Origin of the sequence: Oerskovia sp. NPDC057915 (assembly GCF_042887685.1) — a bacterium.
In the GTDB taxonomy this organism is placed as follows: Bacteria; Actinomycetota; Actinomycetes; order Actinomycetales; family Cellulomonadaceae; genus Oerskovia.
This window is the reverse complement of record NZ_JBHVOS010000024.1, coordinates 35864-61759: the sequence shown is the minus strand read 5'-3', so window position 1 is coordinate 61759 and position 25896 is coordinate 35864. Positions and strand designations below refer to the sequence as shown.

At 73.2% G+C, this 25896-nt stretch carries 20 protein-coding genes and 1 other RNA gene; 5 read left to right on the top strand and 16 right to left on the bottom strand.

Going from position 1 to position 25896, the window contains the following annotated elements; genetic code table 11:
* Window positions 1–49 precede the first annotated feature (49 nt).
* Together map and ppgK are read left to right on the top strand one after the other, a co-directional pair.
* The gene (map, locus tag ACFVQ3_RS15675; RefSeq protein ID WP_387640856.1) at window positions 50–931 is read left to right on the top strand and encodes a type I methionyl aminopeptidase; all 882 of its coding nucleotides are present in this window, start codon (window positions 50–52) and stop codon (window positions 929–931) included.
* Window positions 928–1707, top strand: coding sequence for a polyphosphate--glucose phosphotransferase (ppgK, locus tag ACFVQ3_RS15670; protein ID WP_387640854.1), 780 nt, complete (start codon window positions 928–930; stop codon window positions 1705–1707). The genes map and ppgK overlap by 4 nt, the downstream gene beginning before the upstream one ends.
* Window positions 1708–1809: 102 nt before the next feature.
* Here the strand turns inward: ppgK and ACFVQ3_RS15665 are convergent, their stop codons facing one another.
* Complete coding sequence (locus ACFVQ3_RS15665; protein ID WP_387640852.1) at window positions 1810–2187, bottom strand: STAS domain-containing protein; 378 nt, start codon at window positions 2185–2187, stop codon at window positions 1810–1812.
* A gap of 273 nt (window positions 2188–2460) precedes the next feature.
* On the opposite strand from ACFVQ3_RS15665, the gene ACFVQ3_RS15660 reads away from it, so the two are divergent.
* Window positions 2461–2730 carry a Rho termination factor N-terminal domain-containing protein gene (locus ACFVQ3_RS15660; protein WP_387640849.1) on the top strand — a complete coding sequence of 90 codons (270 nt, stop codon included), beginning with the start codon at window positions 2461–2463 and terminating at the stop codon, window positions 2728–2730.
* A gap of 11 nt (window positions 2731–2741) precedes the next feature.
* Window positions 2742–3287, top strand: a complete 546-nt coding sequence (locus tag ACFVQ3_RS15655) for a DUF6328 family protein (protein ID WP_387640846.1) — start codon at window positions 2742–2744, stop codon at window positions 3285–3287.
* An 81-nt stretch (window positions 3288–3368) separates the two neighbouring features.
* On the opposite strand, the gene ACFVQ3_RS15650 is transcribed toward ACFVQ3_RS15655, so the two are convergent.
* From ACFVQ3_RS15650 to ACFVQ3_RS15640, 3 genes are all read right to left on the bottom strand, one after another.
* Window positions 3369–3836, bottom strand: a complete 468-nt coding sequence (locus ACFVQ3_RS15650) for a DUF1579 family protein (RefSeq protein WP_387640844.1) — start codon at window positions 3834–3836, stop codon at window positions 3369–3371.
* A gap of 101 nt (window positions 3837–3937) precedes the next feature.
* An RNA gene (gene rnpB, locus ACFVQ3_RS15645) (RNase P RNA component class A) lies at window positions 3938–4339 on the bottom strand.
* A 14-nt stretch (window positions 4340–4353) separates the two neighbouring features.
* The gene (locus ACFVQ3_RS15640) at window positions 4354–4740 is read right to left on the bottom strand and encodes a tautomerase family protein (protein ID WP_387640841.1); all 387 of its coding nucleotides are present in this window, start codon (window positions 4738–4740) and stop codon (window positions 4354–4356) included.
* Window positions 4741–4840: 100 nt separating this feature from the next.
* Between ACFVQ3_RS15640 and ACFVQ3_RS15635 the strand changes: the two genes are divergently transcribed.
* Window positions 4841–5614, top strand: a complete 774-nt coding sequence (locus tag ACFVQ3_RS15635) for a YaaA family protein (RefSeq protein ID WP_387640838.1) — start codon at window positions 4841–4843, stop codon at window positions 5612–5614.
* Window positions 5615–5836: 222 nt separating this feature from the next.
* Here the strand turns inward: ACFVQ3_RS15635 and ACFVQ3_RS15630 are convergent, their stop codons facing one another.
* The 12 genes from ACFVQ3_RS15630 to ACFVQ3_RS15575 form a co-directional block, all read right to left on the bottom strand.
* Window positions 5837–7186, bottom strand: a complete 1350-nt coding sequence (locus tag ACFVQ3_RS15630; protein WP_387640835.1) for a bifunctional RNase H/acid phosphatase — start codon at window positions 7184–7186, stop codon at window positions 5837–5839.
* 392 nt (window positions 7187–7578) lie between these two features.
* Window positions 7579–8442, bottom strand: coding sequence for a hypothetical protein (locus ACFVQ3_RS15625; RefSeq protein ID WP_387640833.1), 864 nt, complete (start codon window positions 8440–8442; stop codon window positions 7579–7581).
* A gap of 5 nt (window positions 8443–8447) precedes the next feature.
* Window positions 8448–9017: a DUF6318 family protein gene (locus tag ACFVQ3_RS15620; protein WP_387640831.1), complete on the bottom strand. Its 570-nt coding sequence runs from the start codon at window positions 9015–9017 to the stop codon at window positions 8448–8450.
* Between the two features lie 1036 nt (window positions 9018–10053).
* Window positions 10054–10788, bottom strand: a complete 735-nt coding sequence (locus ACFVQ3_RS15615; protein WP_387640828.1) for a zinc ribbon domain-containing protein — start codon at window positions 10786–10788, stop codon at window positions 10054–10056.
* 38 nt (window positions 10789–10826) lie between these two features.
* Complete coding sequence (locus tag ACFVQ3_RS15610; protein ID WP_387640825.1) at window positions 10827–11729, bottom strand: Nif3-like dinuclear metal center hexameric protein; 903 nt, start codon at window positions 11727–11729, stop codon at window positions 10827–10829.
* Between the two features lie 39 nt (window positions 11730–11768).
* Complete coding sequence (locus ACFVQ3_RS15605) at window positions 11769–13556, bottom strand: bifunctional 3'-5' exonuclease/DNA polymerase (RefSeq protein WP_387640823.1); 1788 nt, start codon at window positions 13554–13556, stop codon at window positions 11769–11771.
* A 215-nt stretch (window positions 13557–13771) separates the two neighbouring features.
* A complete protein-coding gene (locus tag ACFVQ3_RS15600) occupies window positions 13772–14638 on the bottom strand; it encodes a carbonic anhydrase (RefSeq protein ID WP_387640820.1) in 867 nt (288 codons plus the stop codon).
* Between the two features lie 285 nt (window positions 14639–14923).
* Window positions 14924–17158 (bottom strand): hypothetical protein, encoded by a 2235-nt coding sequence (locus ACFVQ3_RS15595; RefSeq protein WP_387640818.1) that lies wholly within the window; start codon window positions 17156–17158, stop codon window positions 14924–14926.
* Entirely contained in the window at window positions 17155–18321 is a 1167-nt protein-coding gene (locus ACFVQ3_RS15590) for a VWA domain-containing protein (protein WP_387640816.1), read from the bottom strand. Before ACFVQ3_RS15590 ends, ACFVQ3_RS15595 begins: the two co-directional genes overlap by 4 nt.
* Window positions 18318–20948, bottom strand: coding sequence for a DUF5682 family protein (locus tag ACFVQ3_RS15585; RefSeq protein WP_387640814.1), 2631 nt, complete (start codon window positions 20946–20948; stop codon window positions 18318–18320). Before ACFVQ3_RS15585 ends, ACFVQ3_RS15590 begins: the two co-directional genes overlap by 4 nt.
* A complete protein-coding gene (locus ACFVQ3_RS15580; protein ID WP_387640811.1) occupies window positions 20939–22093 on the bottom strand; it encodes an AAA family ATPase in 1155 nt (384 codons plus the stop codon). Before ACFVQ3_RS15580 ends, ACFVQ3_RS15585 begins: the two co-directional genes overlap by 10 nt.
* Window positions 22087–25887 carry a DUF4132 domain-containing protein gene (locus tag ACFVQ3_RS15575; protein ID WP_387640808.1) on the bottom strand — a complete coding sequence of 1267 codons (3801 nt, stop codon included), beginning with the start codon at window positions 25885–25887 and terminating at the stop codon, window positions 22087–22089. Before ACFVQ3_RS15575 ends, ACFVQ3_RS15580 begins: the two co-directional genes overlap by 7 nt.
* Window positions 25888–25896: the final 9 nt, after the last annotated feature.

The window sequence follows — 25896 nt, the reverse complement described above, 5'->3', positions numbered from 1 at the left end:
GCGGGGCGAATGGACGTCCCGGCCGCGCGCACCTCCGTAGACTGGCACGATGCCCGGTTCTCCCGTCCTGACCGCCCCGCGCGGACCTCTGGTCCCCGGGACCCTCTCCCCGCCACGCGCCGTGCCGCGCTCGATCGCGCGGCCCGAGTACGTCGGGCGGCCCGGCCCGCAGCCCTTCACGGGCGACGACGTCGTGGCCCCCGAGACGATCGAGCGGATCCGCGTCGCGAGCCGCATCGCCGCCCAGGCCCTCGCCGAGGTCGGGATGCACGTCGCCCCCGGAGTGACCACCGACGAGCTCGACCGGATCGGGCACGAGTTCCTCCTCGACCACGGCGCCTACCCGTCGACGCTCGGCTACCGCGGGTTCCCCAAGTCCCTGTGCACGTCCCTCAACGAGGTCGTGTGCCACGGCATCCCCGACTCGACCGAGATGGTCGAGGGGGACATCGTCAACGTCGACATCACCGCGTACATCGGTGGCGTCCACGGCGACAACAACGCGACCTTCGCGGTCGGCGAGATCAGCGAGGAGGCCGCGCTGCTCGTGCAGCGCACGCGCGAGTCCCTCGACCGGGCCGTCAAGGCCGTGCGCCCCGGGCGCGAGGTCAACGTCCTGGGTCGCGTCATCGAGAAGTACGCGCACCGCCACGGGTACGGCGTGGTGCGCGAGTACACCGGCCACGGCGTCGGGGAGGCCTTCCACTCGGGCCTCGTCATCCCGCACTACGACGCGGCCCCCGACCACGACACCATCATCGAACCAGGGATGGTCTTCACCATCGAACCCATGCTGACGCTGGGCGGCCCCGAGTGGCAGACGTGGGACGACGGGTGGACCGTAGTCACCGCGGACCGGTCGTTGACCGCCCAGTTCGAGCACACCCTGGTCGTCACCGAAGACGGAGCGGAGATCCTGACCCTGCCATGAGCAAGCACTCACACCACCACCACGGCCTCGCGTTCGGGATCGACGTCGGCGGCAGCGGCATCAAGGGCGCTCCGGTCGACCTCTCCACGGGCGAGTTCGCCCAGGAGCGCCACCGCATCCCGACGCCGCAGCCCTCGACCCCCGAGGCCGTCGCCAAGGTCATCGCGGAGCTCGTCGACGAGTACGACCTGCCCCACGACGTCCCCATCGGCGTCGCGTTCCCGGGGCCCATCCGCCACGGCGTGATCGGGTTCATAGCGAACCTCGACAAGTCCTGGAAGGGCGTCGACCTGCCCGCGCTCATCAAGAACGAGACCGGTCGGCACGTCGTCGCCGTCAACGACGCCGACGCCGCCGGGATCGGCGAGGTCCGCTACGGCGCCGCGAAGGACGCCCGCGGGACCGTGCTCCTCGCGACCCTCGGCACGGGCATCGGCAGCGCGCTCGTCGTCGACGGCGTCCTGGTGCCCAACACCGAGCTGGGCCACCTCGAGATCGACGGGGTCGACGCCGAGTCCCGGGCCGCGGAGTCGGCCCGCAGCCGCGAGGACCTCTCCTGGGAGGAGTGGGCCGCACGGCTCCAGCGCTACTTCGACGTCGTCGAGATGCTGTTCTCGCCCGACCTCATCGTGGTCGGCGGCGGCATCTCCAAGCACCACGAGAACTTCCTGCCGCTGCTCGACCTCAAGGCACCGATCATCCCCGCGAAGCTGCGCAACGCAGCCGGGATCGTCGGGGCCGCGGCGCTGGCCGCCGAAGGGGCCGGGCTCGCGTAGTCGTCGTCCTGTCTCGGCCGGGTCGGGCCTGGCCGCTGGTCGGCCTGGCCCGGTCTCGGCCTGGCTCGCCGCGGCGGGTCAGGCCGAGACCGTCGTCCGGGCTCAGACCGTGCTGGGGTGCCTGTCCTCGACCGGATGCTCGACCTGGTGGTGCGGCAGCGACGGGAAGATGTCGATCACGCCCAGCATCTCCAGGACGTCGGTCACGACGGTCGGCGGGTTGCGCAGGCTCACCTGGAGCCCTTCCTCGCTGCCGATCGTGTAGAACTGCACCAGGAACGCGATCCCGGTCGAGTCCATGAACGTCACCTTCGAGGTGTCGATCACCACGGGGACGTCACGGTCCAGGGCGTTCGCCAGAGCCGCACTCGCCTCGCTACGAAGGGCGACGTCGATCTCGCCCCACATGTCCACCACGCTCGTGTCGGGCTGCTCGAAGAGCGTGATCCCGCCTGTCGTCGTTGTCCTGCTCGCAGTCATGACGTGAGCCCCCGCTCGTCGTGTTCTCAGCGCCCGACATCCTGGAGCGCCGCCAACAGAGCCAGAGTACCCCCGACAGGCGCCCGCATGACAGCATTCTGGGGATTGCTTTACCTGGGACGGCCATCAGGTGCATTTTAGGGCGAATCCTCCTCGTGCTCGTGGTGCTACGACCGGGTCTGCACCACCTGGGTGCACCTCCTCGCGCGAGTGGCGCGGCGCCGTCGTACGGTCGGACGACCTGCCGACACACGACCCGAGAGGTGGTCACCCATGCCCAGGCGAGACCCCGGCCCGTCCGTCAAGGACAAGGAGCTGTACGAGTCGCTGCGCGACGAGGGGAACTCGAAGGAGAAGTCGGCGCGGATCGCGAACGCGGCCGCCGCGTCCTCCCGGAGCGCGGTAGGTGCCAAGGGCGGCTCGTCACCGGCCTACGAGGAGTGGAGCGTCGCCGAGCTGCGGCAGCGCGCCCGAGAGGTCGGCATCGAAGGCCGCTCGACCATGCGCAAGGGCGAGCTCATCGCCGCGCTGCGCAACCACTGAGCGGGGCGCGGGTGGACCACGAGGCCAGGCACGCGGACACCCCTCCCGAGCCGCGTGCCGACGAGACGCCGGCCCGGCACCCGGGCGACTCACGCGACGAGACGCTCGACGAGCGGGCCGACCGGAACTGGGCCGAGCTCCTCCAGGAGCTGCGCGTCACGCAGATGGGCGTGCAGATCCTCACCGGCTTCCTGCTCACCCTGCCGTTCCAGCAGCGGTTCGGGGAGCTCGACACCGCGCAGCGCACCGTCTACCTGTGCCTCGTGGTGCTCTCCGTCATCGCGACAGGGCTGCTCGTGGCGCCCGTGTCGCTGCACCGCATGCTGTTCCGCAAGCACCTCAAGGCGCGGCTCGTGACGTCGGCCGACCGGTTGGCGCGGGTGGGGCTCGTGGTCCTCGCCCTCGTCGTCACGGGCACGGTGCTGCTGATCTTCGACGTCGTCGTCGGGTGGACTGCCGCGGTCGTCGCGGCGGTCGGCGCGCTCGTGCTGTTCGCGCTCCTGTGGGTCGTGCTGCCGCTCGGGCTGATGCGACGGGCGCGCGCGGGCGGGGAGTAGGGGGTTCGGGCGGGGCCGTGCTCGCGGCTGGCCGTGCTCGCCCGGCGCGGGCCGACGCGGGCCGACGCGGGTGCGGAGGTGTCAGACCCGCTCGTCGTAGACCGCCTCGACCGCCTCGTACGCCGCCTCGCCCGGCACCAGGTTGAGCATGGTCATGCGTCCACCCCCGCCCTCGCCCTCGATAGGCGCGACGAAGATCTGCCAGCCCCAGTCCGGCCCCTCCGGAGCCGCGTAGCTCCCGGTGAGCCGCACGACGCCGTCGTCCCCCACCGTCCCGTCGAAGAGCATCCACGCGGGCGACGAGTGCCACGAGTCGAGCCACACCGCCGACACCCCCTCCTCCCCCGAGCCGCCGCTCAGGAGGAGGAGCCCCTCCAGGGGCGCGTCGCCGTCGGACCACGTGTAGGCGAGGGAGACGTACTCGCGTGCCGTGACCGTGACCGTGGCGGTCGCGGCCGACGCGACGAACTCGTCCGTCGGGAGGAGGCGCTGCCGGTGCACGCCCTGCCACTGCCCCACGAGCGGAGCCAAGCACTCGACGATCCTCATCCCACCAGCCTACGCAGGGGGCGGGGCGGGCGACAGGAGTGCCCTGGGATCAGGCGCCGTGGGGGGCGCGGGTACCCAGATGGCACGGGATGGCTCGAGGGCGGATGAGTCGGTCGGTACGCCGGGTTCTGTCCCCGCGCGCGGTCACCCCCGCGCGGGTGACGGCCATCCATCTACGACGTACGTTGCCGCACGCCTCCAGCGGTCTACCCGACTGTGCTTCTCACCAGAGAATCGGGCGGGCCGCCCTCCAACACAGTCTGTCTGACCTTGCTCCAGGTGGGGTTTACCTAGCCGGACCAGTCACCTGGCCCGCTGGTGGTCTCTTACACCACCGTTTCACCCTTACCGCCCGCGGCCGAAGCCGTGGGAGGCGGTCTGTTCTCTGTGGCACTGTCCCGCGGGTCACCCCGGGTGGGCGTTACCCACCACCTTGCCCTGTGGAGCCCGGACGTTCCTCGGCGACGCCACGAGGGCGCCGACGCGGCCGTCTGACCGACTCATCCGCTCCCGCAGCCTACACGTCCACGCGGTAGCCCAGCGCGAGCTCGTCACCGCTCCTGCCTCGGATGCCCCAGCTCTCGGGCGGGCTCTCGAGGATGACGACCTCGAGGTCGTCCGCCGCCAGCCCCAGGAAGGGCGCGACGTCGTCGAACATCGCGGCGATGAGCGCCCGCTTGGCCTCGCGCGAGCGACCCGTGAAGCACACGACCTCGATCACGAGGTACGCGTCGCTGCGCTGCGGTGCGACCAGGTCGCCGTCCTCCATGAGGAGGAAGCGGTGGAACCGCTTGTCCTCGGGGAGCCCCCAGGCGCCGACGACCGCCCGGTGGATCGCGTCGGAGATGTCCTCGCGCCTCATCTCCCAGACCGTGCGGGTGCCGTAGATCTTGACCTGGACCATGCGGCACAACCTAGTGCCGCGGCTCGGGGAGTGCCACGGGTGACCATCGCCACGCGTGCGACGGGCGGGCGGGCCCCCGCGCCCGCCCTAGAGTGGCGGTGTGCTTCTGCTCCTGCCGCCCTCCGAGGGAAAGTCCGTGCCCGACGACGGCGCTCCCCTCGACCTCGCGTCCCTCAGCTCGCCGTCGCTCACCCGGCACCGCAGGGCCGTGCTCAAGGCGCTCGTCGCCGCGAGCAGGCGCCGTGACGCGCTCGACGTCCTGGGCGTGAGCAGTGGGCTGGCCGACGAGGTGGCGCGCAACGTGTCGCTGTCCACGGCTCCGACCGCTCCCGCCGCGGAGATCTACAGCGGGGTGCTGTACGCCGCCGCCGGCCTGGCCGACCTGCCGCCCGCCGCTGCGTCGCGGGCCGAGGACTCGGTGCGGATCGTGTCGGCGCTGTGGGGTGCGGTGTCCCCCACCGACCGCATCCCCGCCTACCGGCTGTCCATGGGTACCAAGCTCCCGCCGCTCGGTGCGCTCGGCCCGTCGTGGCGGCCGCACCTCGCCGCGGCCCTGGACGCGCGGGCGATCGGTGACGTCGTGATCGACTGCCGGTCGGCGCCCTACGCGGCCGCGTGGAAGGTGCCCGCCGGGGCCGAGCACGTCGCGGTGCGTGTGCTGCGCGAGCTCGACGGCAAGCGGAGCGTCGTCTCGCACAACGCCAAGCACACGCGCGGCGTCCTCACCGGGCACCTGCTGAACCGTGCCGAGCCGGTCCGAACAGCCGAGGAGCTGCTCAAGGCCGCGTACGAGCTGGTCGGGACCGCGCTGCTCGACGCGACGCTGCTGCCCGGGACGCGTGGCGCGTCGACGCTGGAGCTCGTCGTCGCCTGAACCGGTCGCGGTTGCCGAGCGCCGTCACGGTGCAGGGTGACGTCTCGGTGCCGGGCAACGTCTCGGTGCCGAGCACCGCATGCTCGAGGTGCCTCGAGCCGGTGGCCTCAGGTCGGCGAGGACGAGGTCCTGCGCGGTCGAGGACGGGGTTGGAGTCGTCTGCGGCCTTCTGGCGACCTCGACATCGTTCTCGGCGCCGGGGACTGGTGGCGAGACGCGGGCTCAGGGCTCGCTCGGGCACCCGACGACGGTCAGCTCCGTCGCGCCGTCGGCCCACAGCCGCACGATGCTCACCGATCCCGGCGGCACACGGAAGCCCGCCCAGCGAGAGGGCGGCGCCTCGATCGCCCGCCCGACGGCGGCACGCACCTGCACCGCGTGACCCACCACGACGACCGTCCGGCCGGTGCCCCGCGCGAGAAGGTCCTGCAGCCCAGCCCAGACCCGGTCCCCCACATCGGCCATCGACTCCCCGCCCGGAGCGACCTCGGTGCCCGAGACGAGCCACCTCTCGGGATGCCCGTCCCAGCGCTCGGCGATCTGCCCGGCCGTCAGCCCCTCCCACTCGCCGAAGTGGACCTCGGCGAAGCGCTCGTCGGTGCGGACGTGCAGGCCCAGTCGGCGGCTCACGGCCCGCGCGGTCTCCTGCGCGCGGACCATGGGGGACGCCACGATCTCGGTCGGCTTCGGCAGATCCGTCCATCGATCCCGGCCGATGCGGTAGATCAGGTCCGCCGCCTGGGCAGCCTGGACCCGACCCCGCGCGGTGAGCGACGGGCCGGGAACCGAGGAGCCCGAGTACGCGCCCGCGACCGTGAGCGGCGTCTGGCCGTGCCGGACCAGGACGACGGTCAGTGGCTCAGCACCGTCGAACCGAGCACGAGCCCCCGAAGGGCGGGTCGGGGTGTCGAACGCGACGGGTCCGGCGCTGGCTCCTGGGGCGGGGCGGTCGTCGGGGGCGTTGTCGGTGTGGTCGGAGCCCTGGGCGTCGAGGGTGTCGGAGTCGGTGCTGGCGGCGTGGTCGGAGCCCTGGGCGTCGAGGTCGTCGCCGTAGGTGAGGTCGGTGCTGGCGGTGCCGAGATTCGCTCTGACGGCGGCACCCCGAGCACCGTCTTCGGTTGGTCGCTCGCTGTCCTGCGCAGTCGGGAAGTCTCGGGCGATCTCCCCACCGGTGTCCATGGCCTCGTTGGCCAGGGCGTCCGCCGCGGAGTTGTCGGCGCGAGGAACCCATTCGTAGGCGACCTGGGACGGTGGCAGCACACGGGCCGCCTCGGCCGCGAGGCGGCGCATGTCCTCGTGCTTGATCTTCCAGCGGCCCGACATCTGCTCGACGACGAGCTTGGAGTCCATGCGGACGAGCACGCGCGCCTCAGGGTCGATCTCCCGCGCGGCGTCGAGCCCGGCGACGAGCCCCGAGTACTCGGCGACGTTGTTCGACACGACCCCGAGGTAGCGGGCACGTTCGGCCAGCACCGCTCCTGTCGCGGCGTCGCGCACGAGTGCGCCATAGCCCGCAGGTCCGGGGTTGCCGCGCGATCCGCCGTCGGCCTCGACGATCAACGTCCTACCCATGCTTCGTCCTCCACGTGTGCCGTCGTCCTGTCGATCCGCTCGATCGGTGTGCTCGGTCGTTCCGTCTGCCCGGTCGTGCATCCCGAGCGAGTATCCCGAGCGAGCGTCGCTGTCCGGATCCCCGCTGCGTCGCAGATCATGGCCGGGGCCCGCACCGAGCGGTCGCCTCAGTGTTCCTCGCGCGGGCTGCTGGCGTCGAACCGACGGTGTTCATGGCACTCCCTGCGGCCGGCCGGCCGGGTGGCCGGGTCCGCCGGTGGCCGACCGGCTAGACCACTGGCCGGGTGGCTGGATGGCTGGCTGGCTAGCCCACTGGCCGGCTGGCTGGCATCGAGGTGCTGGTCGTTGTCGCTCGTGGGTGCGTCTGGCCGACAACGGGCGGCGTCTGCGGGTCAGTCGAGGGGTTCGGTGACGAGGCGGGTGCGGGCTTCGTGGATGGTCAGGGGTGGGGCGGTGGTGGTGGTCGTGGCGGTGATCGGGGTCCACGTGGTGGTGCCGGTGATCTGGAAGCGTCCGTGCCAGGTCGTGGTCAAGGTGATCGTTGCGACCGCCTCGTGCTCGTAGACGTGCGCGACGCTGTGACGGGGATAGGGCGCGCCAGGATCGGTCGTGGCACGCGGGCTGGTGCCGTCGCCGTAGTCCCAGGTGAAGGTGTCCGGGGTGGCCTCGATCGTGACGGGGATGCCCAGCAGCGTGGTCGCGAACCTCTGCGGTGCCGGGCTGGTGTAGGTGATCGTCTCGACGTTGACCAGCGTCCACCCGTCCGGCGGCTGGATCGTGACCGGCGAGGGGACGATCGTCAACCGCTGGAACTCCGCCTCAGCCAACGGCACCAGATCCACCCCGGCCAGGCAGTCCCCGGGACTGGCCGGGTCCTGCAGCTCCCACCGGGACAGGTCACCGATCGTGCCGTCCGGGTTGTTGACCCAGGTCTGCCGGAAGATCGGGTCCAACGCGACCTGATCCGCCTCGCACGCCGCGACCAACGCCCCCTCACGCTCCCCCGACGCACACGCCCCCACCCGGCCCTTGCTCGTGGGAAAGTCGTTCGTGAAACAGATCGACGCAGGCATCCGCCGATACTCCACCGACGCCAGCGAACCATCCCCATTCCGCGGCCGATGCACCGACCCATCCGCAGAGACATCGACAGCCCTGACGTCCACGCCGTTACCCTCGGCGTTTCCAAAGATGTCCTTACCCGTTGGGAGGGCGAACGGCAGCCCGATCACACCGAGTACTGCTACGAACGCCATTCCCTTCATGAGGTCGGCATGTTCGTCGAGACTTCGAGCAAGAGCCACGTGGCACCGTTGTGAATGAGCTCGACACGAAGCGGCCCGGCGGTTGGCTCGGTCCTGTCGACCGTTCTCCCCCCTGAGTCGGTGACCACTGAAGATGCCTGAGCAAGCCGGACATCAACCGGATACGCCCCGAGAAGAGTGTCGATCGGGTAGGTCTTTGTGACCTCGACCGACACTTCTCCGCCGGTGTAGGAACTCCCCGCCGACCGATACGCCTCAACGTCAGAAGCGACCTTCACACAGAACTCGCACAGGTCTACATAGGAGATCGCGTCCCATTCCGTCAGATCGCCGGTCGCCATGACGTACGGATACAGTTCCAGGAAGTACGTCGCCGCCGCAGCAGCCCCCACCTCGTCGGTACGGTCCATGTCCGCCGGCCGCTCAGGCTTGACCGGCCCCGTCGGAGTCGGCGTCGGAGACGGACTCGGGCCCACCTCCTCGCTCACCACCGGCGCCGGGGACTCCACCACCGGCCCGGCCGGCGAACACCCCACCACCACACCCGCGAGCACCGCACCCGCCATCAGCGCCAGCGCACCCCTCCGCCGTCGGGCACCTGAACCAGGAACGAGACCGCCCCCCGGCCCCTCCCAGCCCACGCCCCCCACAGCCCGCCGCCCACCGCGCACGACCAACCCCTGCCAACCCATCCCTGCCCCCTCGGTAGGTACCCGGCAAAAGGCCACACCGCCCCCCACCTCCAAGGAACCTAACGGGTCAAACCACCCCACCGGAACCCCACGTCCCAGGCTGTGGACAACCACCCCACCCACCCGACAACCACGACCGCATCAGCCAGCAGCCGGGCCAGGCCGGGCAGGTCGGGCCAGGTCGGACCCGACCGAGCCGAACCGAACATGCGACTGCCGTCCCCGACCATGCGGCCAGCGCCCCCGACCATGCGGCCAGCGCCCCCGATCAGCCCGAAATCCGACGCCAGCCGCATGCTCGGCACCGAGACCCCGACTACGACCACCGAGTGTGCAGTTCGGGTCGCCCATACCCCCACCCCGACCACCCGAACTGCACGCTCGACGCCTCGACCCGCTGCCACCCAGCAGCCGGAGCCCGAGGAACGCCGACCTCGGCGCCAAGTCCCCCGCGAACCCGCGACCGGACACAACCATCAGAACGATCCGTTCACCGAGTGTGCAGTTCGGGTCGTCCACACCCCCACCCCGACCGCCCAAACTGCACACTCGACGCCAACCGGCATCTCGCAACGCCCCCACGCCAGCACCCGGCGCCTCAACCAGCAGCGGGCACCGCCCGACCAGCAGCCGGCACCACCCGCCACAGCCCGCTCAACGCCCGACGCCACCGTCCGCTCGACCCCCGGAGCCGGAGGGCCAATGGCCCCGGGAGCACCGGGCACGCCGACGCCGCCGACGCCAGCCCCCCGACCACGACCTTCCGCCGCTTCGAGCACGACCTCCAGGCCGTCAACCGCCCCGCAACGACCTCAACCCCGTTCTCGGCGCCGAAAACGCTCCAGGAAGAGCACCGAGGCCCCGCCCCCGAGAACTCAGGGGCGGGGCCTCGGGCCACGGGAGCTCGACGTCAGGCGTCGAGGCGCACCAGGATGCGCGAGCACTCCTCGCAGCGCGCGACCTGCTCGGGGCCCTTGGCCTTGATCGCGGCGACGTCGGAGGGGTTGAGCTCGAGGCGGCAGCCTTCGCAGCGGCGGCCGTTGAGCACAGCCGCGCCGAGGCCTCCGAGCTGGTTGCGCAGCCGGTCGTAGAGCGTCACGAGGCCGGAGTCGATCCCGTCGACGGCCTTGGCGCGTGCGGCGGTCACGGTCGCGACCTCGGCGTCGACCTCGGCGAGCTGGGCGTCGCGCTCGGCCTCGACGTCGCGCCTGGCGGCGACGAGCTCGTCATTGGCGGCGTCGAGCTTGGCGAGGGCCTCCTCGTGGGCTTCGAGGCGCTCCATGACGCCGAGCTCGATCTCCTCGAGGACCTCCTGGCGGCGGGCCAGCGACTCGAGCTCGCCGACGAGCGCCTGGGCATCCTTGGCGCCGACCTGGCCGGCGTCGAGACGGCTCTGGTCGCGGGCGGCGCGGTTGCGGACCTGCTCGACGTCGCCCTCGGCCTTGGTGAGCTCTCGCTTGAGGTCGCTCACGGCGGTGCGCGAGGCGACGAGCGAGGTGCTGAGGTCGGAGATCTGCGCGTCGAGCTCCGCGATGCGGGCGATCGAGGGCAGGGAGGCGCGCTTGTGCGTGAGCTGCTGCAGGCGGGTGTCGAGTGCCTGGACCTCCAGCAGTCGTCGCTGGTCCTCGGGGGGTGCAGTGCTCACAGGGTGCGTTCCTTTCGATGCAGTTGTGGGGCGCCGTGTCAGGCGCGGGGCGCGGAGCCGATCCGGGCGGTCCAGGGGTCGGTCCGGCGGACGCTCACGCGGGTATCCACCGTACCCGTATCTGCGAGCCGTCCGGTCAGGTCGGCGGCCGCGTAGTGCAGCCAGGGCCACTCGCTCGCGAAGTGTGCGACGTCCACGAGGAACGGGCCGCCCGCCGCCCCGCCCTCGAACTCGGCGCGCTCGCGCAGCTCGGACGCGGGGTGGTGGCGCAGGTCGGCGGTGACGTACACGTCGGCTCCTGCGCTGCGGACCGCGTCGAACAGCGAGTCGCCCGAGCCGCCGACGACGGCCACGGTGCTCACGGTCGCGTCCAGGTCGCCCGCGACGCGCACTCCCTGCTCGGTCGCGGGCAGCGCGGCGGCGACGCGCTCGGCGAAGGCGCGCAACGTCGTCGGCTCGTCGAGGCGGCCGACTCGGCCGATGCCGGTCTCTGCAAGGTGCGCGCCGCCGTCGGGCCGAGAGTCGCCGGCGACCCCGGAAGTCCCGGACGGGACGAGCGGCGACCGGTCGACGAGGCCGATCGCGTCCGCGAGCGCGTCGGCGACCCCGCGCGGGGCGGCGTCGGCGTTGGTGTGCGCGACGTACAGCCCGATCCCGGCCCGCACGAGGCGGTGCACGAGCGAGCCCTTGAAGGTCGTGGCGGCGATCGAGTGCACGGGCCGCAGGAAGAGCGGGTGGTGGGTCACGATCAGGTCGGCGCCCCACTCGATCGCCTCGTCGGCGACGGTCGCGACGGGGTCGACCGCGAAGAGGATCTTGCGCACGGGCTGCGCCGGGTCCCCGGTGACGAGCCCGACGGCGTCCCACCCCTCCGCGGTCGACGGCGGGTAGAGCGCCTCGAGGGTCCGGACGACGTCGGCGAGCGTGGGGTGTGCGGTCACGGGACCAGGCTATCCGTCGCGAGGCGGGACCGGACCGCCCTACTTCGCCTGCGAGTAGTCGTCGACGATCGCGACCGTGAGCGGGAAGTCGACCGGGAAGTCGCCGAAGAGCAGCTTCCCGGCCTCGGTGCCCGCGGCCCGGATCTCGTCCGCTACCTGCTCGGCGAGCTCTTCGGGGGCGTGCACGATGATCTCGTCGTGCAGGAAGAAGACCATGTGCGGCTGGTCGGTGAAGGGAGCGGGGGCCCGACCGGGTGTCGCCGCCCGGGGCATCGCGGCGAGGCGTGCGCGCAGCGACGCCATCCAGCACAGCGCCCACTCGGCGGCGGTCCCCTGCACCACGAAGTTCCGGGTGAACCGGCCCCAGGCGCGGGTCTGGCTGCGGGCGCGGGACTGGGCGTCGCTCGACGCCGACTCGTCGTACGCGCTGCCCTGGGTCTCGTCCCAGCCCGACCCGGGCGGGGGCGAGCTGCGACCCAGCCGCGTGGTGACGATCTCGCCGCGCTCCCCCGCCCGCGCGGCCTGCTCGACGAGGTCGAGCGCGCGCGGGAACGCCTTCGCGAGCCGCGGGAGCATGCGCCCGCTCTCGCCCGTCGTCCCGCCGTACATGGCGCCGAGCATGCCGATCTTGGCCTGGGCCCGCGTCTCGACGGCGCCGGTGTCGACGATGCCCTGGTACATGTCGCCGCCGCGCCCCGCCTCGGCCATGACGAGGTCGCCCGAGAGCCCCGCGAGCACCCGAGGTTCGAGCTGCGCGGCATCGGCGACGACGAGCTTCCACCCGGGGTCCGCGACCACGGCCGAGCGGACCTGGTGCGGGAGCTGGAGCGCTCCGCCGCCGTTCGCGGCCCAGCGCCCGGTGACGACACCCCCGACGACGTACTCGGGCCGGAAGCGTCCGTCCCGCACCCAGGTGTCGAGCCAGTTCCACCCGTTGGCGGTCAGGAGGCGGCTGAGCTTCTTGTACTCGAGCAGGGGAGCGACGACCGGGTGGTCGACGCGTTCGAGGTCCCACTTGCGGGTGGACTTCACGCCGACGCCTGCGTACTCGAGGGCCTTGAGGAGCTCGGGGGCCGAGTCGGGGTTCAGGGCGGGAGCGTCGAGCGCCGTGCGCACGCGCTCGGCGAGGGCCTCGAGCCGCGCGGGCCGCACCCCGAGCGGCGGCCGCGGCCCCAGGATGCCGGTGAGCATCGTGTCGTGCAGGTCCTCGCGCCAGGGCAGTCCGGCGTGGCTCATCTCGGCGGCGACGAGCGCCCCGGCGGACTCGGCGGCGATCAGCAGGCGCAGCCGCCCCGGGCCCGACGACGTCGCGACCGCCTCGAGCTGTCGGCGCAGCTCGCCGACGGGGTCGGGTGGGGTGACGGCCCGCCGGTCGCCGAGGTCGAAGAGCGCGTCCGGGCGTTCCGTCCCCGGGACGGGGGCCGTGGGGACCGGGTGCATGTCGTCCCAGACGTCGCGCGGTGCCTGCGCCAGGGGCGTGCCCGTCGTGAGGACCGACCGCCGCAGGATCGCCCGGGTCAGGCGCAGGTCGTGCGCACGCTCGACGCGCAGGCCCGCCGCGAGGGCGGCCGGGTACCAGAGGTTGGTGTCGTCCCACACCCAGCGGGTCGTGGGCGTCGCGGCCCGGGGCGCTCCAGGGGTGGAGCCCGCGGCCGGCGGGACGGCCTGGTCGAGGGCCGCGCCCGGCCACGTCGTGCGGCGCGGGGCGGGGGCCAGACGTCCACCCTGCGGGTCGAGGTCCTCGACGTCGACGACGCCCGGGTCGGCGGGCGACGTGCGGAGCGGGACCGAGTACACGCCCAGGAGTCTGCCGTGAGGGTCTGACATCGCGGGTTTCGACCGTCCCGCCCACCACGACCGCCAGGTCCACCGATGCGTGCCGCCGTCACCACCGGCATTGTCAACACTTCCTGAACGATGGAACCGGTATTCGAGCCGAATAATGAGACTATTCTCATTTCACGTCCCCGCCAGGTGCAAAAGAAAAGCGCCCGGCCGCCGACCACAGGTCGAAGGCCGGACGCCTTTCCGGCAGGACGACGTCAGTGCACGTCGACCTCGAACAGGCTCCTGCCGTTGAGCGGCTGCACCGGCCGGCTGTTCTCCGGGTGCACCGCGGTGAAGGCGCCGAGCTGCGCCTTCGAGATCATCCGAGGTCGCTCGTAGACGCTCCAGAGCACGCCCTCGCTGCACGGCGGTGTCGTCAGCGACCCGTCGTAGCGGACCAGGTCGGACCACGCGGGCACCAGGTGAGCCGGGTTGACCTGGACCGGCCGAGGCGCGACCGACGACGTGGCCGCGGCAGCCGCCGGGATGGCGTCGAAGAAGCCGTCGAGCGCCGCGTTCTCCCGGCCGAGCTCGAGCAGCACCCCGAGCACCGCGAGCCTGCCCCCGGCGCTGCGGTGCACCAGGTGAAGCTCCATCGCGGCCGGCTCCCCGTCGATCGTGTGCTCGCTCGGGGTGTGCAGGTGGAACTGCTGGAGCTCGTAGCGGGTGCCGTCGAGCGTGACGGCGTTCGGGCCGACCGTGGTCAGGTCGCCCTGGATCGTCTCCCCGGTGTCGCGGACCGAGAACTCCGCACGCTCGTAGTCGAGCACGGGCGCCTTGACCTTGCGGCTCTCCGTGAGGGAGTGCAGCGGGAGGTCGACGGGCGACTGCTTGCTCGTCGGGGTCGACGCACAGGTCGGGGCGACCTCGCCCCAGTGCTCGGGGCCGGTCGCCCCGTCGTAGGACCACCCTCCGCCGGGCATCGAGAGCCGGAGTGCGCCCACCGGGACGCCCGCCGAGACGTTCGCCGGGGCGACGGCGCTCGTGGGTGCGCTCGCGGGCGCCGCCCACGCGGAGACGCCGCCGGTCAGGGCGAGCGCTGCGGCGGTCAAGGGAACGTAGAAAGCTGCGTGCTTCGTCATACGGAACTCCGATCACAGGTATCGGTCACTCATGGCCGAAGAATCGACGGTGTCGAATCCCCGGGCCGGATACGTCTTCCCCCGTCCGGCCCGCAGGACACTATGCGCACCATTCCTCAGCAAATGTGGCACAAACAGAACATCGACACTTCGGCCACACCATCTTCACATCGCCTCGGGCAACGAAGAATGCACTTCACATCACCGAAAACTCCGTGACGAAAATGACCAGAACTCTGCGAGGTGCGGATTCACCGCGCTCACCTCTGCGACGCCCGGCCCCCGTCACCCGTCCGCGATCGCCTCGGCCCGTCCGAGCACGAAGCGCGCCCGCAGGAGCGTCGAGGTCGCCAGGTCGGCGGCGAGGGCCTCGATCGTGCGGCCGACGGTCACCATCCCGAGGTCGTGGGCGAGCCGCGCACGGTCCTCGAGCACGCTCCGCTGGTGCGCCGTGAGTCGTCGGCGTCCGGTCGCCCCGAGCGAGTCCACGACCTCGAGCGCCGGTTCGCACACACGGGCCACCGGGCCACGGGCGACCGGTTCGGCCACGTGGACGGTCGAGCCCCGGTGCAGGGCCGCGATCCGCGCCCTCAGCCGGCGCAACGCCGACCAGCTCACCGCCCGGAACGCCGGGGACATCGACGGGGAGAAGAGCTCGACGCTCCCCTGGCCGGTCCGCAGGAACACGCCGACGGGCTCGTCGGCCCCCGTCGAGGCGTCGCGCTCGACGAGGACCGCGACCACCTGCTTGCGCGACGCCACGACCGAAAGGAGCGCCTCGACGCTGCGCTCCTGCTCGACGCCGACCCGCAGGACGTGCGTGACGCCGTCGGCGGCCGTGACGGGCCAGGTGACGTCGCGACGGACCTCGTCGACCCCGACCGCCTCGGTCTCTCGCACCATGACGAGCCGGACGCGGCGCCGGGCCCGGCCGAACCCGACGACCCCGGTCGTCGCGCCGTCCAGGTGCTGCGCGATCTCCCGCAGCTCGCCGACGTCGAAGCCACCGCCTGGCACGAGGCTCGTGCGCGAGGTCGTGCTGATCGACCCGTCGGGTCGCGTCTCGGCCTCGGCGAGCTCGAACGGACCCGCGCACGCTGCGGCGACCGACGCCTTCCAGAGCAGCGGCAGGTCGACGTCCCGGCGAAAGGTCGGGTCAGCGCCCGAGGGGCGCGCGACCGTCGCGGTCCGCAACGTCAGGTGCCGCGTGTCCCAGGCCGTGACCGTCAGGCCGCGAGCGCCGCTGGGTGCCCGCCACCACCGCACGCCGAGCGGGACGAGGCGGCCGGGGAGGTCGTCGCCGGGTTCCGCGTCGGCGGTACGGCGCGCGGGCGACCCCAGGAGGTCGGGAAGTGCCCCGACGGGCGCGTCCCTCAGCGCCGCCGCGAGCGCCCACGCCTCGGCGAGGGCGCCGAGCGCGTCCGCCTCGCTCACGTCGTCGTCGCGCGAGGCGACGCCGTCGACGAGCCCCGCCGCGACGAGGAGGAGGCGGTGGAGCAGCAGCAGGCCGACGAGCCGTGCGCGGGCCGCGGCCCCGCGCAGCGTGTCGGCGGCGTCGGCACCGAGGTGGGACAGCCCGGCGTCGACCACGTGCCCGACGACGGCGCTCGCCTCCTCGAGCCCCGCACGCTGGGCCGTGGTCAGCTCGCCCGAGCGTTCGGCCTCGATCTCACGTGGCCACGGCCACGGCTTTCCCTCGCGGGCGAAGACCCGGACGACGGCCTCGAGCCGTGCCGCGGCCTGGTCACCGGCCGAGCGCGCACCGGCGACGACCATGCCCGCGAACCCCGCGGGAGCCACGAAGACGACCTCGGTCGGCGTCCCGGTACCGTCCGTCCACGAGATCGTGAGCCGCGCACCGTTCGCTGCGACCTCGCACGCGGCGGGCACCCGCGGACCGTCGTGCGCGAGCCCGGCGAGCAACGTCGCCGGGAGCCGTTCGACGACCCGGCGCAGCGCGGGCCTGCCCGCGGCCCGGCACACGCCGGCGGGGTCGAGCGCGAGGAGATCGGCCAGGGCGTCGGGGGCGGTCGGGCCGGTCGCGCGTTCGGTGGCGCCCGGGCCCACGGCGCCACCGGCGTCGACGCCGGTCGGCGCCGGCTCGGCGGGCCCGTGCGGGCCAGCGGGGTCGTGCGGGCCGGCGGGGTCGCGCGGGCCTGCGTCCTCGGCACCGCGGCCCGCGGTCGTGGAGTGCGGCCGGGCAACGACCGCAGCGGTCGACCCCGACTCCCCCGACGTCCCGTCCGTCACCTGCTCGCGGGCCCACAGGCACGCCGCGACCACGTGCTGGCAGACGCCCGCCGTCGGGCACGAGCACGACGCCGCCACCGGGCCCTTGGGCCCGAGCCGCACCACCGCGCTCCCGCACCCGACCACGACCTCGGTCGCGGACCCCGACGTGAGCGACACGCCGCCTGCCGCGAGGTCCTTGCGGGCACGCCGCAGCAGACCGGCGTTGGCGAGCGCGACGAGCGCGGCGTCGTCGTACCCCGCGAAGACCGCGAGCCAGTCCGGCGTCATACGAGCACCTCTCCGAGCCACTCCGCGAACCGGTCCGGCGTGAGGGCCGCGACATGCATGCCGCACTCGGCGAGGCGGCGGGCCGTCCCCTGGTCGTAGACGGGCTCGGCGGCCTCGTCGAGCGCCGCGAGCCCCAGCATCCGCACACCGGACTCCGCCAGCCGTCGCACGCCCGCGAGGAGCTGGGTGACCGAGCCGCCCTCCTCGAAGTCGCTCACGAGGACCACGACCGTGCGGCTCGGGTGGGTGATCTGCTGCTCGGCGTAGCGCACCGCCTTGGCGATGTCGGTGCCACCGCCCAGCTGTGCCGTCAGCAGGACCGCGACGGGGTCGTGCGCGAGGTGCGAGAGGTCGACCACGTTCGTGTCGAAGACCGCGAGCCGGACCGTGATCCCCGGCAGCGCGGACATGATCCCCGCGCACACCGCGCTGTAGAGCAGCGAGGCCGCCATCGAGCCCGACTGGTCGACGAGCAGGACGACCTCCCAGGTGAGCGTGCGCCGCGCCCGCGACACGAACCGCACGTCCTGCACGATCAGACGCCCGGACCCCGGGTCGTAGCGCGAGAGGTTGGCCTGGAGGGTTCGCTTGCCGTCGAAGTTCTGGCTGACTTTGTGCATCGAGCGTCGCGACCTGTCCTTGCGGCCGGTGAGCGCGGTCGCGAACTGCGGGCGGAGCCGTCGGACGATGTCCTCCACGACGCGCGCGATGACCGTGCGGAGCCCGGCGGCAGCACGCTCGTCGAGACGCCCCCGCACCTGCAGCAGCGCGGTCGCGAGCTCGCGGCTGGGTTCGAGGGCCTCGGCGGCCTCCGGGTCGGCGAGCAGGTCCGTGAGCTGGTACCGGCTCACGGCGTCGACCTGCATGCGCTCGAACGTCTCGCGCGGGAACAGCGTGCGAGCCTGGCCGAGCCAGTCGAGCGCCTTGAGCGACGACGGGTCGAGGCTCCCGCCACCGCCACGCCCGCCCGGCCCTTTGCCCAGGCGGTGCCCGCGCTCGACGTACTCGCGGTCGTAGAGGTACTGCAGCGCCCGCTCGACCCCGGCGTCGGACGGGTCCTGCGGGAGCTCCTGCGCGGCGTAGCGGCCGAGGACGAGCCGCCAGCGGCGCGCCGCCTCGAGCTCTTCGGCGGTCTCCGCCGGGTGCGCAGTCGGGACGGTCATGGCAGGTCCTCCTGGTCGGGCAGAGGCAGGGCGGGGACGGCAGGGGCGGCAGGTGCTGCTGCGGCGTGCTGCGGCGCGCCGACGGCCCACGCAGCGAGCCCGTCGCACGCGAGCATCGCGGTGAGCTCGCGCTCGAGCGCGAGCCCGGCGTGAAGGTCCTGCTCGGTCGCGGCCAGGTGCACATCGATCCGCTCTGCCCGGGAGCCGGTGCGCGTCGCGACCTGCTGCGCGAGCCGGTGCGTCTCGGCCGGCTTGAGCCACGTGAACGCGCGGCGCAGGTCAGGCAGGACGGCGAGGAACGCGTCCCCGTCGAGGTCACGGAGGCCGGTGTGGACGGCGTCGAAGAGCTCAGGGGTGTGGAGCAGGAGGTCGGGGGCGACGCGCAGCAGCCCACCCAGGAACCGGACGGCGGAGACCGGGTCCGCGCCCGGGCTGAGCTGGGCGCGCACCTCCGCGAGCAGGACGTCGTCGGCGAGGGCGTCGTCGGTCGCGGCGAGCGCCACGAGGGCACCCCGGACCCCGGGGGCCGCGCCACGGTCCTCGCGGAGCCGGGCGAGCTCGCGGCGCACGGGATCCCGGCGGTCCGGCGTGCTCGCGGGGGCACCGCTCCGCGGGGTCGCGTCCGTGCGGGGGTGCGCTACGCCGTCGGGCGCTGGTGCCTGCGAGGCGCGGCCCGCCTCCCGCAGGAGGTCGCGCAGGGCGACGAGCGTCCCGACGGCGGCAGGCTCCGCGTCCGCGTCGACCGCCCCGAGGCCCGGGACGAGGTAGGCGACGGTCGCGAGGCCGTGGTCGAGCAGGTGCAGGAGGTCGTCGGCGTGGTCCTCCAGGCCCAGCTCGACGCGCGCGTCCCACAGGTCCACGAGACGGTGCAGCCCGCCGACGACGGACTCGAGCGACGGGTCGACGTCGAGCGTCGAGCGCAGGAGCGCGACCAGGCGGTCGAGGTGCTCCGACAGCCCCGCCACGACGGCCTGGGCCACGAGGCGAGCCACGCCGAGCGCCGAGCGCCCCGTCGTCGCGAGCTCGTGCTCGAGGAGGTGGAGGCGGTGCACCGCGACGGCCTCGAGGGTCGCGCCCTGGTGCGACAGCTCGACCAGGGAGGCCTCGACGAGAGGCGTCCAGGCGTACTCCCACTCCTCGATCAGGAGCCCGAGCCCGCGACCCGCGACGTGGTCGGGCCCCGAGACCTGGTGCGCGAACCCGCTCCCGACGAAGTCCATGAGCGCCAGGAACGCCCGGCGCTCCCGGTGGCGGGGCGTGCGGCGGGCGTCGAGACGTGTGCGCCGCGGCGTCGAGTCCGTCACCACGAGACGCAGCTCCTCGGCCCGCTCCCTCGCACGCTGCACGAGCGGCGGCGACGCGGTGCCGGGCGGCACGTCGCCGAGCGCGCGCCCGCCGAACACCTCGGCGACCGCCTGCCCGAGCGGGCGACCGATGCCCACGTCGAGCCCGCCGTCGTCCTTGACGAAGCACGACGTGAGCGCGTCGAGGAGGTCCGTCCGTCCCGGCCACGGGCGCTCGCGCAGGTCCGCGAGCCGGGCCGCCTGCTCGGCCGCCGACGCGATCTCGGCCAGGCTCACCTGCGCCCCGCGCGCGGTGGCTGCCGCGGCGACGTCGACCAGCAGGGACGCGCCCAGCGCGCCCGGCCCGCCCTGCTCCCGGTGCGCGGTCCAGAGCCGCTCGTAGAAGCCGGGCGACGGCATGCCCGCCCCGTAGCCCCGCAGCCCGTCGAGCCGCTCGTGGTCGTAGCGGATGAGCCAGGCGTCGGCCGACGCCGGGGCGCCGTACCCCCCGGCCGGGCGACGGCTCACCACCGCCTCGCCCTCGGGCGCCCCCGTGAGGGCCTCGACGAGCGCGAGGGTGTGGAACGCGCCGGTCACCACGACCACGGGCCCCTCGACGCGGGCCCGGTGCTCGGCGACCCGGGCCGACATGAGGGCCTCGCGCGCGAGCGACCCGTCGGCGTCGAGCACCTCCTCCTCGTAGTCGAGGCGCGCAAGACCTGCCCACGCGAACACGTCGTCGAAGACCTCGCGCCAGTCCGCGAGCCGTTCGCTCGCGCGCGCCTCGAAGAGGTGGTCCCACACCTCGTCGTGGTCGCGGCACCCCAGGCGCTCGGCGATCGCGGCGATCGTCCGCGAGTGCGCGAGGTTGCGCTCGGACTGGAGGGTGCGGGCGAACGCGTCGTCGTCGGCTCCCTCCGGGTCGTCGCCGGCGCTGCCGGCCGCACGCGCAACCCACGACCGGTCGACGAACGCGACCTCCGCGCCCAGCCGGGCCCCGGTGCGCAGGGCCACCCACTCGGGCGAGAACTCGGCGAGCGGGTAGAAGCCCGCTCCGCCGCCCTCGGTGCCCAGGCTCAGGACCGCGACGGGCGGGCGCGTGCGCGGGTCGAGCAGCGCGGGCAGGAGCCGCCCGTACTCCTCGGGCCCCTCGACGAGCACGACGGCGGGCCGCACCTCCTCGATGAGCGCCCCGACGGCGAGCGCGCACGCCGGGCTGTGGTGCCGGACCGGCGCGAGGTAGATCCCCTCGGCGCGCAGGCGCTCGACCGCGGCGGCGGCAGCCTGCATGCGCACGGGTGTGCGCCCCCACGCGGCTCGCGCGGTGTGCTGCGCTACCGCCACAGGGACTCCGCCGCGGAGAGGAAGGACTTCCAGCGCGGGTCACGTCGTGCCCGTTCGCGCACGACGTTGTCGACGTAGTGCCGCAGGCGCCGGGCGTCCTCCTCGTCCCCCTTGGAGGCCACGCCCGCGAGCTGGCGCGCGACCTCGGCGGGGGTCACGGTGCCGTCGCCCAGGTAGCGGGCCTCGAGCGACGCGGCGACCGCGACGTTCACGGCCTCGGCCGTCGACATGACGGTCTCCGGACGCTTGACGGGCGCCCCGTTGCTCGTGGACCCGGTGCGCAGGTCCTGGAACGCGGTGACGAGCACGTCCAGGACGTCGCGCGCGAGCGGCGGGCGCTCGCTCGCCGGGCCCAGCTCGGCCGTGAGCTGGGCCTCGATGAGGTCGATCTCGAACTGGCGGTCCGTGAGCGGCTTGATCGTCTCGAAGTTGAACCGTCTCTTGAGAGCAGCCGACATCTCGTGGACCCCCCGGTCCTTGAGGTTCGCCGTCGCGAGCACGTTGAACCCGGGACGGGCCGAGACCCTCGCCTCGCTGCCGAGCTCGGGGATCATGAGCTGCTTCTCGGAGAGGATCGAGACCAGGGTGTCCTGGATCTCGGGGGCGCAGCGCGTGATCTCCTCGAACCGGACTACCTTGCCCGCACTCATGGCCTGCTGGACGGCCGACGGGACCAGCGAGCGTTCGCTGGGCCCCTCGGCGATGAGCAGCGCGTAGTTCCACGAGTAGCGGATGTGGTCCTCGGTCGTGCCCGCGGTGCCCTGGACCGTGAGGTTCGACGTCCCGCTCACCGCGGCCGCGAGCAGCTCGGACAGCATCGACTTCGCGGTGCCGGGCTCCCCCACGAGCATGAGTCCCTGACGACCGAGCAGAGACACGACGGCGCGGTCCACGAGCGGGTCGTCGCCGTAGAACTTCCGTCGCACCCCGAGCTCGGCGTCGCCCACGACGAAGGCGCGCACGGCACGGGGGCTGAGCCGCCACCCCGGTGGTAGCTCGGAGCCCTTGGCCCGGTCGGCTTCCTCGAGGGCTGCGAGCTCGTCGGCGAAGCGCACCTCGGCGGGCGGGCGGATCTCCTGGGCGGTGTCGCGGTCGAGGACCTGCGGCCCGTCGTCGTCCGTCGTCGCGGTCGTGGCGGTCACCATGCGCTCTTCTTCTCCCACTCGGCGTCGAAGCTGCCACCGGCAGCGACGGTCAGGTAGTCGCGGTAGGACTCCGCGACGAGGACGGGCGGCAGGTCCGCGAGGCGGGCCTCGGCACTCTGCCCGTACGCGCGGGTCGAGCGGCGGAACACGAGCTCGGTGACCGCGGCGGCGATGTTCTCCTCGGGCAGGAACGCGCCCGTGAACTCGATGACCGCCGTGATCCCGACGCTCGGGTACGCCTTCTCGTAGCCCGAGAACCAGCCGCCGTCCTCGGCCTGGCTGCGCGCGTAGCCGAGCTTGGTCGCCCGACCGCGCACCGTGAAGCTGTCCGTGAGCCATCCCTTGCGGTCGCTGATGGCGGTCGCCCGACCGTCCAGTGCGGGGAGGTCCACCGTCAGCTGGTCGAACAGCGGCCTGATCTCGTAGTCGGCCAGGTGCTCGCGCCAGCGGCCCGTCTCCTGCTCGCCGAGCAGCACGCCGTGCGCGACCGCGACCGTCGCGCCCTCGGCGAGGGTCACGTCCTCGTCGTCGGCGTCGATGAGCGCACCGGCGTCCCCCGGGCGGAACGCGCGCTGGTCCGGGCCGGGGTTCTCGAGCCAGACGAGACCGGCTGCGAGGCGGGACATGATCGGGTGCCCGGCCACGAACTCCAGCCAGTCCGCGACAGGCCACTCGCGCCCCGTGCACATGGCCTCGTACAGGCGCTGGGTCTGGAGCGCGACGACGGCCTTGAGCTCCTTGCGGCTCGTCGAGAGCTGCGCCTTGGCGGCCTTGACGTGGTCGGGGTCGTCGTCAGCCCGGGGGGCGGGCAGCGCCTTGACGACCTTGCCCGCCTCGTTCGTGAGCTCGAGCGTGAACGTGGGGGTCAGGCGCCCCGTGAACTCGCGGGCCCCGAGGCCGAGGTGCAGGATCCCGTCGTCCTCGAAGCCCGCGGTCTGCACGGTGCGGTCGGCGAGCTCCTCGGCGGACCAGCCGCGTCGTTCGGCCAGGTCCTCGACCAGCTGCTGAGCGGTGGCCTGGACCGTGGCCTGCCGGTGACGCCTGGCCACGGACAGCAGGAGCTGGATCGACGCGGGGTCGCCGTTGGCCGCGAGCGCCCGGACGAGCGCCTCGATCTGGGCACGGCGCGTGGTGTGGGTCTTGAGGTACTGCTGCACGGCGCGTGTCAGGTCGGTGCCCGGCATGCCCACGGTCAGCGCGAGCAGGCCCTTGTCGGCGATGGCCGACCCGAGGTAGTTCGCCTGGTGCTCGCGGAACGCGTCCTGGTGGTGCTGGTCGACGGTGCGCGAGGCCTCGGCCTCGTAGTACTGGGGGTGCTGCTTGTACCAGTGCTGGTAGCGGTCGTAGCGCTGCTGGGCCTCGCTGTCCGCGTAGGCCCGGCTCTCCTCGGCCGTGGGGCCGAGGGTGTCCTTGCCGATCCAGGCGTCGAGCACGAACCGGCCGAGCGCCGCGCGGCTCTCGTCGTCGAGCAACGACTCGTAGCGGGAGATCAGCCCGAGACCGCTCGGGTCCTTGAGCTTGTCGGCGAGCACGACCCACCACCGGGCGACCTCGCCCGGCACGGGCTCGCCGTCGGCGGCCCAGCGGAGCGCGGGCAGGCCGTCGAGCGGGAACCACGCCATGCTCGTGGGCGCCTTGCCCTGGAGACCCTTGGTCGCCTCGGCGAGCAGCGTCGCGGGTGCGAGGTCGGCCGAGATGTCGTCGCCGAGCGACTCGAGGGCCCCGAGGAACGCGGCACGAGCCACCTCGCGACGTTCCTTCGCGAGCACGGCCCGCAGCGCCGGGATCGCGGCGGGGTCGCCGAGACGCTGGAGCCAGACGGCGGCCGTGACACGGATCTCGGCCTTCCCGTCGCGCAGGCCCTGCTCTGCCAGCTCGCGGGCGCCGGCGTGCGACTCGAGGACCTTCTGCGCCGCGACGCGGTGGGTCCTGCCCTCTCCGAGCGCGAGCTCGGCGAGGCGCGGGAGGTAGCGGTTCGGGATGCTCGGGAAGGCGCCGAGGATCGTGAGGGCGACCTCGAGCCGCTCCGAGCGGCTGTACGTCTCGACCGTGCTCGACGGCCGCAGCCCCAGGATCGTGTCGAGCGCGCCCGGGTGCTCGGCGAAGTAGGGCCACAGGTGCTCGGGAGCGAACGTCCCGCGGGCGAACCAGGAGTCGAACACGAGCTCGGCGACGGCCGACTCGGAGTCCTGCACGCCTGCCCGCTCGACGCCGTCGGCGAGGACCCGGACGTCGACGGCGATGTCGCTCGTCGCGTTGAGCTGGTACCAGGGGTAGCGCTGCCTGCCACCGCCGTGCGAGCGCGCGAAGCGGATGTCGTGCAGCATCGTCAGGCCGTCGAGCCGGCCCCGGATCGCGGGCGCCTGGAGCTCGACGAGCACCGTGCGCGGCGGCACCTTGGTCAGGGCGCCCGAGAGGTACTGCGCGACCTGCGTGAGGTGGTCGTCGGTGATGGCTGCGAGGTCCTTGACGGCTCCCCGTGCGTGGGACAGGCGCCAGCTCTGCGCCTCTGCCTTGGGCAGCGCCTCGAGCGCGGCGAGCTCGTCGCGGGCCGCAGCGAGCCTGCGGTCGACCGCGTCGCGGGCCGAGCGCACGAACGCCTCACCGAGAGCGACCTCGGGCAGGGGCGCGAACGGCGGGACGTCGAGGGGTTCGTCGACCACGACCGTCGCGACGTCGAGAGCCGTGGCCCGCTCGATCGCGTTCGACAGCAGCGTGCCGCGGGCCCCCTTCCCGTCCGCGGCGTGCGCACGCCTCAGCGCCTCGATGCCGCCCTCGACCCCGACGAGGTGCGTCACCAGACCGGCGAGACGGCTCGCGGGCATCGAGGTGAGCAGGGGTTCGAGGAGGTCGACCTGGCGCGCGGCGGGCAGGGACGCGAGGTTCCCGGCGGCCTCCTCGCGCACGGACTTCGCCGTGTCGGTCGCGAGCCGGGCGACGAGCCCGACGAACGCGTCCAGCGCTGCGGGCCGCGTCCGCAGGAACTGCAGGAGCTCGACCTTGCCGGTCGCGCGCAGCACGGGTGCGACCGCGACGACGTCCGCGGGGTGGGCGGCCAGGTACTCCTCGACGCCGGGCTGTGCGGCGAGCACCGCGAGCGGGTCCCCGTAGTAGTCCGCGGTGGCAGGGCGCTCGAAGATCCCGGCGACGACGGCGGTCGGGATGCTCTCCTCGGCCACGCCGCCGTCGCGCAGGATCGCGGTCAGGAGCTCGGGGGTCCACTGGCTGCGGACGCCCGGCTTGCCGTTCTTGCCCGTGGTGCGACGGTCGCCGCACGTCTTGGCGACGTCGGTCAGGAGGGCCGCGAACCAGGTTGGGAGCCGGTCGGAGGCGCGCGAGACGTCTGGCGAGACGGCCGCGAGCAGACGGCCCATCCGGACGAGCGCGTCGATGCCCACGGGCTCGGTCAGCGTGTAGAGGTTGCTGCGGGCGGTGGCGCCCTTGCTGACGTTCCAGCCGGGGACGCGGTCCTTGATGGTCTTGTCCTCGGCCTGGGTCGTGTAGGTCCAGGCGCCCAGCGTCGCGGGCCGGTTGAGCAGCCGGTCCGGTGCGTCGTCGGTGCGCTGCGACAGCTCGGTCACGAGCTCGGGTCCGTCGCCCGTGTGGACGTAGGCGATCGCGCGGGCCGCGAGACCTTCGGTGTCCGCGTCCAGGATCTTCAGTCCGTCGACCAGCCGCGCGGACGGCTCGGTGCGCCGCCCGCCCTGAGCGCCACCGACCGCGAGCGCCGTCCCGCCGCCCTCGACCGCACCGTCGTGGTCTCCCTGGAGCCAACCCTTGATCTTGTCGAACACGCGTCCCAC